6 protein-coding genes and 1 pseudogene are annotated in these 11,494 nt (G+C 75.3%); 2 read left to right on the forward strand and 5 right to left on the reverse strand.

Features of this window, described 5'->3' with window-relative positions; genetic code table 11:
- Positions 1-2: 2 nt before the first annotated feature.
- Entirely contained in the window at positions 3-2,480 is a 2,478-nt protein-coding gene (locus ACIRPU_RS06555; protein WP_403862525.1) for a cellulosome protein, read from the reverse strand.
- Positions 2,481-2,863: 383 nt separating this feature from the next.
- Here ACIRPU_RS06555 and ACIRPU_RS06560 point away from each other — a divergent pair.
- Positions 2,864-3,475, forward strand: a pseudogene (locus tag ACIRPU_RS06560) (glucosidase); the annotation flags it as partial.
- 59 nt (positions 3,476-3,534) lie between these two features.
- On the forward strand, positions 3,535-4,119 hold the full coding sequence (locus ACIRPU_RS06565; protein ID WP_403862528.1) for a hypothetical protein: 585 nt from the start codon (positions 3,535-3,537) through the stop codon (positions 4,117-4,119).
- A gap of 23 nt (positions 4,120-4,142) precedes the next feature.
- On the opposite strand, the gene ACIRPU_RS06570 is transcribed toward ACIRPU_RS06565, so the two are convergent.
- The 4 genes from ACIRPU_RS06570 to ACIRPU_RS06585 form a co-directional block, all read right to left on the reverse strand.
- Positions 4,143-4,697 (reverse strand): DinB family protein, encoded by a 555-nt coding sequence (locus tag ACIRPU_RS06570; RefSeq protein WP_403862531.1) that lies wholly within the window; start codon positions 4,695-4,697, stop codon positions 4,143-4,145.
- 87 nt (positions 4,698-4,784) lie between these two features.
- Entirely contained in the window at positions 4,785-6,542 is a 1,758-nt protein-coding gene (locus tag ACIRPU_RS06575) for a hypothetical protein (protein WP_403862534.1), read from the reverse strand.
- Positions 6,539-10,267: a DUF5682 family protein gene (locus ACIRPU_RS06580; RefSeq protein ID WP_403862537.1), complete on the reverse strand. Its 3,729-nt coding sequence runs from the start codon at positions 10,265-10,267 to the stop codon at positions 6,539-6,541. Before ACIRPU_RS06580 ends, ACIRPU_RS06575 begins: the two co-directional genes overlap by 4 nt.
- Positions 10,268-10,272: 5 nt before the next feature.
- A complete protein-coding gene (locus tag ACIRPU_RS06585; protein ID WP_403863551.1) occupies positions 10,273-11,478 on the reverse strand; it encodes an AAA family ATPase in 1,206 nt (401 codons plus the stop codon).
- Positions 11,479-11,494 lie beyond the last annotated feature (16 nt).

Consider the following 11,494-nt stretch of genomic DNA (forward strand, 5'->3'; position numbering starts at 1 on the left):
GACTACGGCCGTCGGAACACCCGGCCCAGTTCGATGCGGCCGATGCGCGGGGCCGGGCCCGTCGCGTTGCGGAAGGTCACGCTGTTGGCGCCCTTCCGCAGGTCGACGGGGACGCCCAGCGTCCAGTAGTCGTCCCGGCTCCAGGTGTTCTTGAAGGTGACCCGCCGCGGCGCTCCGGCGCCGACGGTGAGATCCGCCGTACGGGACAGGATGTCGGTGTTGTACGCGTGGCCGTTGTCGCGGCGGTCGTCGTGCGCGTAGTGGACGACCAGCACATGGCGGCCGGGGTCGGGCGCGTGCACCGTGAACTCGGCGGAACTGTCGGGGCTGTTGCCGAGGTCGTCGATGCAGGAACCGCCGAAGGCATGGGCGGAGTCGACGAGTCTCGCCCCGCCGGTGAGGGCGGCGGACGCGGCGTCGTAGGAGAGGGTGCCGGCGGTCGAGCCCGCCCCCGAGACGTCGAGGGACCGGACGGCCGCGTGCCCCGCGGTCAGCGCGACGCGGTTGTTGCCCGCCACCAGGTAGAGCCGCAGGGGCCGGTCCGGCGCCGCCGTCACCCGCTCGCCGTGCAGCGTGAGCCGCACCGTCGCCGAGGACCGCGGCACGACCGTGTAGTAGCCGTCGCGAGGGGCGTGGACGTCGAAGACGGCCCGGTCGCCGTCCCGCAGGACCAGGGCGCCGGTGCCCACTCCGGCCGACGAGGAGTAGTCGTACGACGGGCTGCCGCCGATGTCCGCGAGGGTCGCCTCGTACGACGCCGCGGGTGCGCCGGTGCGCGCCGTGAGATCGAGGCGGTCGAGGGAGACCTCGGCGTCGCCCCTCGCGAGGGTCAGTACACGAGGGCCGGCCGACAGCTCGACGCCGAGGTCCTTCCGGGCGAGGTAGGCCCGGTTCTGGGTGGAGGGGTACGTCACCGTGACCGGGTCCGCGCCGTCGACGAGCAGCGTCTGGGTGGCCGGGGCGCCGGACTCGTTGCCGTAGAGGATCGACAGGTCGTACGTCCCGTCCGCCGGCACCGTCACCGTGAAGTCGACCCGGTCGGCGACGGTGTCGGGTGAACCGGCGTCCCGCGTGCCGGAGGTGGCGTAGCCGTCGGTGTCGGCGACCGCCCCTTGTGCGCGGACCCGGCCTCCGGTGATCGTCGCGTCCTGGGCCCGATACGACGCCGACCAGGGCACGGACGCTGCGGAGGGGGCGCCGGCGCCGCCCGGGGTGAGGACGATCCGGTACGCGGACATCCTGCGCCCGCCGCGCAGCGGCACGGTCACCGAACCGTCGGCCGCCACCTCGAGCCCGACGCGGGTGAGGACCCGTGGAGCGGGATGCTGCCCCTCGTAACCCGACCAGGCGGCCTCGGCGACGGTCGCGACGACCGTACGGCCGAAGACGGCCCCGGGGACGCCGCGCACCACGACGTCCGCGTCGCCGTCCGAGCCGCCGAGCAGCACCTGGGCCTGGCGGCGCGAGATGTCGAGGGAGGCGAGGCCCTGGAGGGTGTCGGCGGTGTGCGGCCGCGGCGGGGTGACCTCGACGGTGTCGCCGGTCAGTCCGGCGTACCAACGGAAGAACCACCAGCCGCCGTTGGGGATGTTCGTACGCGCCACGTTGCCGTCCATGGTGCCGGCGGCGTCCCAGTAGGCCTGGTTGGCGTACACCTTGTTCCGCTCGAACATCGACACCCACTGCACGAGCCGTCCCGGCACGGACAGATCGCGGCGGTTGGCGTACTCGTCGATGCTGATCCTCAGCGGTGCGATGCCCAACCGGCGTTCGATCGCACGGTAGTCGTCGTGGTGACGCTGGAAGTCCCGCAGCGAGTCGGGGCTCAACTCGTGCCAGGTCACCACCTGGGGCAGCACGTCCTCCCGCTGGGCGAAGGCGAGGAAGTCGGCCATCAGACGGGTGTGGTAGCCCGTCTCGTTGGGCCCGGCGATCCTCGCCTCGGGGTCGATGGCGCGGATGCGCCAGTACACCGTTCTCCAGTCCTCGAAGAACCGGTCACGGTTGACCTCGTACCGCGCCCGGTCGGGGACGCCGAGGTCGTACCAGATGCAGTCGGGCTCGTTGAAGGGGATGTAGACGAAGCGGTCGCCGTGCGGGTCCGCCGACACCTCCTCGACGATCGCCTCGACCTTGGGGAGGTAGTCGTCGATGCCCAGGTTCTCGTACGGCCACCGGGCGTAGACGTCCTGCATCATCACGTTGATCTCGCCGCCGCCGTTGCGGAAGAACGAGCCGGCGACGGAGAGCGCGTCCCCGTTGGGGTGCTGGGCGCCGCCCTCCGGCTTCTGCGTGATGCTGGTGATCTTCAGCGGCGCGAGTACGGCGTCGCCGGGCACCCCGTCGTCGCCGATCCCGTACAGCGCGCCGTTGGCGCCGAGCAGCACCGGGCCCTCGGAGGCGGCGAGGTCGACGGTGAGGCGCTGCGGGGCGGCTGCGGCGTCTGCTGTCGAAAGCGAGGTGTGACCGGTCACATTCATGGGGGAGATTGTGGCCGGTCGTACCGAGACCGTCAATGGAGCGTGACGAGGGGACGCGGTTGCGGGTGGCCGGGGTGGCCGGGGTGGCTGGGGAGGTCGGGGAGGCCGGGAAAGCTGGGGAGGCCACGGAAGCTGGGGAGGCCGGGAAAGTCGGGGCGGCCGACGTCGAGGGGCCGGCGCGGTCGCAAAGGATCGGCTGATGAAGGAGTGGCCGACGAAGGAGTGGCCGACGCAGGCCGGCCTGGTGAGGTGACCGGTTCGGCCCCGCCGCGCGTCAGTCGTTCGGCCCATGTCGTGCCCGTGTCCACGACCTGTCATTGCGGCCCGCCCCCGGACGCCCGAGGGTGGAGCCAGGTGGCGGGCGGCGGCGAGGAGGACGGGCGATGACGGACGGCGACGGCGCGGCGGACGCCGAGCGGCGGCGGTTGGCGGAGGCCGACGAGGGCGTGGCGCCCTGGCGGCGCTGGGGGCCGTACCTGAGCGAGCGGCAGTGGGGCACGGTCCGGGAGGACTACAGCGCCGACGGCGACGCCTGGTCGCACTTCACCCACGACCAGGCGCGCAGCCGCGCCTACCGCTGGGGCGAGGGCGGCATCGCCGGCGTCAGCGACGACAAGCAACGGCTGTGTCTCGCCCTGGCGCTGTGGAACGGTCGCGACCCGATCCTCAAGGAGCGGATGTTCGGGCTCACCAACACCGAGGGCAACCACGGCGAGGACGTCAAGGAGTACTCCGTCCACCTCGACAACACGCCCACGCACTCGTACATGAAGTACCTCTACAAGTACCCGCAGGGCGAGTTCCCCTACGCCGACCTCGTCGACACCAACCGGGCCCGGGGGCGCGGCGACTTCGAGTACGAATTGCTCGACACCGGCGTCTTCGACGAGAACCGCTGCTTCGACGTGTTCGTCGAGTACGCGAAGGCCGGGCCGGAGGATCTGCTGGTCGAGATCACGGCGCACAACCGGGGCCCCGACGAGGCCCTCCTCCACCGCGGCGGCCGTGAGTCCCTGCGGCCGAAGAGCGACGGCGACCGCGAGGAGCCCCTGTCATGACGGTGCTCTACGAGGTCAACACGGCTGTCTGGCTGGGCGAGTTGAGCGGCCTGTACGGACGCCGGGTCACGCTGGGGGACGTGCCCGGCGAGGCCTGGAACGAGATCGCACTGCCCGGCATCGACACCGTCTGGCCAGGCGGGCGGCGGCCGTGGCACGAGGGGCAGTTCGAGGGGCGCCGGGTCCGCCCGCCGGTGTTCCTCGCGCGCAGACCGCAGGAGCCGGTCGACGAGCCGCTGCGCGCCTTTCACCACCGGCTGCTGACGGCCGCGGCCGCCGTCCGCCGGGGCGCATGGCGACCGCTCGTCCCGACCGGCTGGCCGGACAACGACACCCACCGCAACCTGCTCGCCTGGACCTGGACGCACGCGGACGTACGCCACCTGGTCGTCGTCAACCACTCCGACCGCCCGGCCCAGGCACGGCTGCCCCTGCCCTGGGACGACCTGCCCGGGCTGGAGCACCGTCTGACCGACCTGCTGACCTCACAGGCGTACGACCGTGACGGCGGCGAACTGGCCGACCCCGGACTGTTCGTGGCCCTGGAGGCCTGGCAGACGCATGTCTTCGAGGTCGGGTGACGGCCCTTCGCGCCGGGGCCGCCTCAGCCCATGCTCTTCGCCCCGTCCAGGGACTCGCGGATGATGTCCGCGTGACCCGCGTGCTGGGCGGTCTCGGCGACGATGTGCAGCAGGACCCGGCGGGCCGACCAGCGCGCGCCCGGCTCGTTCCACGGCGCCGGCGGCAGCGCGTGGTCCGCGTCCAGATCGGGCAGGGACACGACCAGTTCGTCGGTACGGTGCGCCACTTCCTCGTACTCCTTCAGCACCTCTGCCAGCGTCTCGCCGGGCAGCATCCGGAACTCGTCGGCCCGCTTGGCGAAGTCCGCCTCGGTCATGCGCGTGAAGTCGGGCATCGAGGACGGGCCCTCCAGGATGAACGCCGCCCAGCCCCGCTCGACCGAGGTGACGTGCTTGATCAGGCCGCCGAGACAGAGTGCGCTCGCGGTGGTCCGCAGGCCGGCCTGCTCGTCCGTGAGGTCGCGGGTGGTGAAGCGCAGGAAGTGCCGCTGCTTGGCGAGCGACTCCAGCAGATCGGCGCGCTCGCCGCCGACGGCGGGGGCTGCGGTGGTTTCGTCGAGGGAGGTGGGCTTGCTCATGGTCGCCTTCTTCCGTGAGTGCTGTTCCGCGATCGAGTACCACGTTAGGAGCGATAGAGGTCAGATCCTGTCCTAAAGGCGCCGAGTTCACCGCGAAGTCGCCACCGCCTCCGCGTCCGCACCCCAGGCCGCCGCGCACAGCGCTCGCTCCACCTCGCCGGTGTAGACGGCCGCGGCCAGCCAGGCGCGGGCGAAACGGCCCGTGTCCGCCGGGAGCAGCCGACCGAAGGCGTCGCGTGAACGGTCCGCCGCCGCGGCCCGGAGCTCGCCGAGCAGATCGCCCGCGGTGGCCAGACCGACGCGACGCAGCCGCCCCCCGTCGCCCGCCCCGCTGTCCGGGAAGCCCAGCACCCGGCGGCCCCCGGACACCGCCTGGTGCACGCGGCGACGCAGAAGGTGCAACGGCGCCTCGTCCGCCGGGGGAGCGGGGGCGGCGGGCGCGGCCGTCGCCGCGGGCAGGTCCGCGTGCTGGAGACGGTCCAGGCCCAGATCCACCCGGTCGCCGGCCCGGGTCGGGTGCTCGACGGCGAGCAGCAGGGCGCGCGGGAGCGGCCCCGGCGCGAGCCGCGCGACGACCCGCAGCCGACTGCCCCGGGCGGCGGCCAGGAGGCGGAGGTTGTCGCGGTAGGGGAGCGCGGGATCGTCGTGGGCCACGGCGAGCCGGACCGCGCGTCCCTCGCAGTCGGCCAGCAGATGGTCGCCCGTCGCCTCCCGGACCGTGCCCACCAGGGTGACGTCGAGGAAGAGCAGGCCGTGCCCGCCGCCCAGGGCGCGCGCGACCTGCTCGGCGACCGGCACCGCCCACAGCCGGTCGAGCGGCTCGGCGCTCCAGGCGGCACCGGACGCCCGCACCGCCCGCACCCCGGCCCCGGCCCCGAGCCGACCGGTCGGGGACACCGTCGCACCGGAGACCGCGAGGCCCGCGCGCGACAGCTCACGGTGGGTCAGGGCGGTGTCCCCGATCCGCACGGCCCGGTCGGCGGCGCCGGTCGCCCGGCCGGGGCCGCCCGGAGCCACGTCGGAGACCGTGTGGAGGCGGCCGTCGGCGGCGGCGGTCCAGGTGACGGCGCCCGCGTATCCGGTCGTCGTCAGGACGGGCTCGGAGAACAGTCCGTACAGCCGCAGCGAGCCGTCCGGGGTGTACGGCCGGCGTACGCCGCCGCGCAGTTCGGCCAGGTCCGGGCCGGTCGCGAACGGCAGACGGTGCGCCATGCCGAGGACGGTGCGCAGCGCCTCGACGAGGTCGGGCAGCCGGTGGGCGGGGTCGGCGGAGCGGGCCGCGCGTACCCCGTTGACCACGGAGACCGCGGCGGCGGCGACCCGGGGGAGCCCCGCGAGTCGCGCGGTGTGCGCGGCGCGCAGGAGCTCCGCCTGGAGCACGGCGCCGGATCCGTCCGCACCGGCTTCGAGCACGGCGGCCGCCGCGTCGTACACGGCCCGCGCGGCGGTGAGTTGGGCCGGGTCGGCGGTCTCGGCAGGCTCGGCGGTCTCGGCGGCCGACGGTTGCGACGCCCCTTCGCCCCTCGGCTGCGCGGGCGTGCTGTCGGGAGTGTCCTCGGCCACCGGCGCGGCCGAGGCCGCCGCCGCGCGGTGCAGACAGTCCGGGGCGAGCAGGCAACCGCAGCGGATCGCGTCCGCGCTGGTCACCGCGCCCCCGGGCGCGTGCAGTTCGAGGTCGGTGTCGTCGTCGACGGCGATCCGCGCGGTGTCGCCCTCACGGACGACCGGACGCGCCGTCAGCTTGGCGATCCCCGCGTCCAGCCGCTTGCGCAGCCGGGGCGAGAGCGCCTCGACGAGTTCGGCGGTGACGGACGGCGCGACCGGCGGCAACAGGTCCTGGCTCATGCGATCTTCTCCCCTACCCAGCGGGCGAGTTCGAGCGGACTGAGAGCGGCGACGGGCATGCCCGCGGCGACGAGCTGCCCCGCGACGCCCGTGGAGTAGCGCGGCCGGCCCGTGTCGTCGAGGCTCGCGCAGCCCAGCACGTGGCAGCCCGCACCGACCAGCGCGCGCACCTCCCCGAGCAGCCCGCCGAGGGGATAGCCCTCCTCGAAGTCGCTGACGACCACGATCAGCGTCCGCGACGGCACGGTGACCAGCTCGCGGGCGTGCCGCAGCCCCGCCGCGATGTGCGTGCCGCCGCCCACGCTGACCTCCAGCAGCAGCGACAGCGGGTCCTCGACATGGCCGGTGAGGTCCATGACCTCGGTGGAGAAGGCCAGGAAGTGCGTCGACAGCGTCGGTACCCCGGCCAACACCGAAGCCGTCAGCGCGGCCCACACCGTGGACGCCTCCATGGACCCCGACACGTCCGTGACCAGGATCAGCCGCCAGTCGGCGGCCCGCCGCGCCCGGGTACGGAACACCGGGCGCTCGGGGACGACCCGGACCGTGCCGTCCGGGCCACGCCGCGCGGTCGCCAGATTGGCGCGCAGCGTACGCGGAAGGTCCAGACCGCCGCCCGGACGCCGGCTGGGGCGCGGCAGCGCCGTGCCGTGCAGGGCGGGGCGCAGCCGGGTGGCCAGCTGCCGGGTCAGCGCCTCGACCAACCGCCGCACCAGCGGACGCAGCGCCGCCAGCCGTGCCTCGGGCAGCCCGCCCGCATGCCGCAGCACGGTACGCAGCAGATCGACCGAGGGGCGCACACTGTCCGCGTCCAGCTCCGAGAGCACGTCCCTGCGGCCCGACGCGGCGGCCGCCGCCAGCACCTCCTCCCGGATGCCAGGACCGAACAGGGCGGCCAGCTCCTGCGACCACTCCCGCACCCCGGGATACGACGCCTCCCGGCCACCGCCGGCCCCCGGTCCCGTCAGGTCCCCGCGGCTGCCCTCGCCGCGCCCGCTGCCGTACAGCTCGTCCAGCGCCGTTGCCAAGGCGCGAGCGGACGGCGGGAGTCGATCACTGCGACGGCCCAGGAGGAGCCGCCACCGGTCGGCGGGTGCGAGCCGCCGGTCGAGGCGGTCCTCCCCGGCAGGCGCCGACTCGTCGGCCGAGGTTTGGGCGGTGGGGGCCCCGGCGGTGGGGGTCCCGGCGGCGGGGGTCCGTTCGTCGCCGCCCGGAGCGGGCAGCAGCCCCAGTGACCGCAGGGCGGCGCGGGCCGCGAGGTCCGCCCCGGCCCAGGCGGCGAGCGCGGCCGGGTCCAGCCCGTCGGTGTCGGCGACGCGGCCGGTCCCGAGACGCTCCTCGACGGCCGACAGAAGGCGGTCGCGGGCCGCGGGACTCAGCGTCTCGAAGCCGCCCCGCAGCGCGGGCAGCCGGTCGAGGAACTCCCGGTCGGGCAGCTCCGCCACCCGGCCCAGCAGCGGCTCCAGCGCGGGCGCCGCCGCTTCCAGCAGCGGACCGGCGGCGGCCAGCAGCCCGCTCAGCCGGGCCGTCAGCGCCGACCGCGAGTCGGCGTCGACGGCACCGTCCACCCAGGACGCCACCCGGTCGCCGAAGACCCGGGCGCTCTCCTGTCCGAGCAGCACCCGGACCGCTCCGGCGGCACCGCGCATCAGCGGGGAGCCGTCGGCGGCCAGCCGGGCGAGGGCGTCGGTGAGCCGGATACCGCCCAACAGGTCGGCCCGGTGCGCGAGTTCGAGAAGGGCGTGGGCGTCGGCCGGGTCCTCGGAACCGGTCAGTCCGTCCACCTGCCGCACCGCGGCCGCCGTGAGCAGCTCGGCCACGGCGGCCGCCCGCGTCCCACGGTCCTCGTCGGCGCCGAGACCGGGCACATGACCGGCCCGCAGCCGGTCCGACAGGGCCAGCCCCGCCAGGAGTTCGGACAGCGTGCCGGCCGGCGGCAGCACCTCGGCGACATCGTCGAGCCGTTCGTCCGCCAGCGTCGGCAGGCCGCACTCCGCGGCTTCCGCGAGACCCTGGAGCACCTGTGCGACCGTCGGCCCGCCCGCGTCCCGCTCCGCGCGCCGACGCTCCCGCAGCACCCCCTCGGCGGCCTGCGCCGCGGTGACCCCGCGCACGCCGGCCGCGGTCAGCATGGCCGCCGTCGCCGGCGTCCACCGCACCTCCCAGCGCGAGGTGAGAGCCTCGGCGCCGCCCGCGCCGACGACCTCCCTCGCCTCGCCGTAGGGCACACCGCACACCGTCAGCCGGCGCAGCAGCAACTCACGGCGTCGGTCGAGGTCCGACCGCAGCGGGTCGAGCCGCAGATCCCGCGCCGGGCCCGAGACGTCCTCGGGGCCGGGCAGACCCAGCCCCGCCACCTCGGCCTCCACCGCCGGGACGAGACCGCTGCGCGGCGCGTCCGGCGCCGGCCGGCCGGTGCGCGTGCCCACCAGCACCCGCTCCATCGCCCGCGCCACGGCCCGTCCCCGCCCGTACGGCTCACCCTGGGCGAGGACCGTCTGCACCGCCTCGACCAACTCGCCCCGGCCCGCCGCGGGCAGCCCGCGCAGCCGGGCCAGATCCGAGGCCAGCCGGGTGATCTCGCGCGCGTCGGCCGGCCCGGACGGATGTCCGAGGTCCCGCAACGCCGCGCACACCCGCACGGCCGCCCCCGTCAGCGCCTCCTCCAGTGCCGCCGGATCGCCCGCGGCCCGCAGCACCATGTCCTGCCACTCCGGGTCCCGGATACCGGCCGGATAACCGGACCGCTCGTCCAGAAGGGCATAGGCATACGGAATCAACGAGGTGATCCACCCCACCCGACTTCCCACAGCCCCCTCCCAGGACCCACCGGCCCCCGGGCCGCCGTGGGCTGGAGCGCCGCTGTCGCCCTGCTCGCCAGCATTCGGGACGGCGCCGTCGCCCTGTCCGTCATCGGCCGGGGCCATGGCTCCGACACGCTCGTCGACGCCCGGGGCGGAGCCGTCGCCTCGTCCGGCGAGGGCCGAGCCGGTCAGCGCAGGTGCGTGGAAGGCGCCGACGAGCACGGCGGCACGCTCGCCCCGCGCGGTGGCCTCGATGATCCGGGACCGCATCCACCGCTCTCGCCGCAGGTCCAGCTCGGGCACCCCGCCGGAGGCGACCGCGTCCGCGCGCAGCGCCCACCCCGTCAGCAGGGCCGCCCGGCGCAGCGCCTCGGGCGGCGAACCCGGGGCGGTGGCCTCGACGAGCCGGTCCCACAGGTCGTCCCCGGGACGGCCCGTGAGCCGGGCCCGCAGCGCGTCGGCGAGTCCGGGCGCCGCTTCCCGCGCGGTGCCGTCGCGCCCCTCGCCCCACGCCCGGTCCGCGAGGGGCAGGTCGCAGGCGAGCACCGGGACGCCGTGCCGGGCGGCCCAGCGCACGGCGGCCAGCTCGGGCGAGAAGTCGGCGAACGGATAGAACGCCGGGCCCGCGCCGCCCCCGCCGTCACCGGGCGCCGCGGCGAGCGCGACCGGGGCACGGGTCTCCTCGTGTCCGAGCCACGGCAGCCACTCCTGCATCTCGGCCGGCAGCTCGACGAGCAGCACGTCGGGTTTCGCCTCGTCCAGCAGCGCGGGCACGGCGGCGGCCAGCGAGGGCGCGTGGTGCCGTACCCCGATGAGGTAGGGCGCGGCCGGGTCCGTGAGGGCGGCGAGAGCCTCGTCCGGGGAGCCCGGGGAGCCCGGGGAGTCCGGCGCGTCCGGCGCGGTGGTGGGGTCCAGGGACACGGCCGTCAGCCCTCCAGGACCGTGCGCAGGTCCCACAGGGTGCGCCAGGTGGCGGAACCCTGCTCGGCACGGCGCCGGACGGGCCCGTCCCAGTAGCCGCGCAGCCGGGCCGCGTCGGCCGGGTCGTCCTTGCGGACCACGCCCAGCAGATGGCCCGGCAGCAGCCCGAGCACATCACGGTCGCCCGGGAAGTACGCCGCCGCGAGCGCCAGCGCACCCGCGACGGACACGGCCTCCGCGGTGCTCATCACCGTGGACGGCCGCTCCACCTCCCAGCCCTCCGCCGACCGACCCTCACGCAGATCACGGAAGGCGGTGACGAGCGCCTCCAGCACGGCGTCGTCGACCTGGAAGGGCGCGCCGGCCCGCTCCACCGAGGCCCGTGCCTGGCTGCGCACCAGGGCGGTCTCCGCGTCGAGGTCCGGGATCGGCCCGACCGTCTCGAAGTTGAAGCGGCGCTTGAGGGCCGCGGACATCTCCGAGACGCCCTTGTCCCGCAGGTTTGCCGTGGCGATGAGGTTGAAGCCGGGCGCGGCATGCGCCAACGCGTCGTCCGAGCCCGCCAGTTCGGGCACGGCGATGCGCCGCTCCGACAGGAGTGAGACCAGCGCGTCCTGCACCTCGGGCAGACAGCGCGTGACCTCCTCGACCCGGGCGATGGCGCCCCGCGACATGGCGGTCAGCACCGGCGAGGGCACCAGCGCCTGCCGGCTCGGCCCCTGCGCCAGCAACAGGGCGTAGTTCCAGCCGTACTTGAGCTGGTCCTCCGTCGTGCCCGCGGTGCCCTGCACGACCAGCCCGCTGGTGCCGCACACGGCGGTGGACAGCAGCTCGGACAGCATCGACTTGGCGGTACCGGGCTCGCCGACGAGCAGCAGCCCGCGCTCGCCGGCGAGGGTGACCACACACCGCTCCACCAGCGCCCGGTCGCCGACGAACTTGCCCTCCACGACCAGCCGGCGCGGCACCCCGTCCGGCGCCCCGGCGTCCTCGGGCAGCTTCAGGGCGCGGCCGTCGCTGCCCATGACGAAGGTGACGACGGCACGCGGGGTGAGCCGCCAGGCGGGCGGGCGCGGCCCGTCGTCGTAGGCGGCCAGGAAGGCCAGCTCGCCGGCGTACCGGTCCTCGGGCGGGACGATCTGGCGAACCGGGCCGGGGGAGGCGGGGACGGAGGCGGAGTCGGAGTCGGGGGACGGGGCGGTGGTGGTCATCGGCGCGCGCTCTTCC

It is taken from the genome of Streptomyces sp. NPDC102259, assembly GCF_044766465.1.
Taxonomy (GTDB): Bacteria; Actinomycetota; Actinomycetes; order Streptomycetales; family Streptomycetaceae; genus Streptomyces.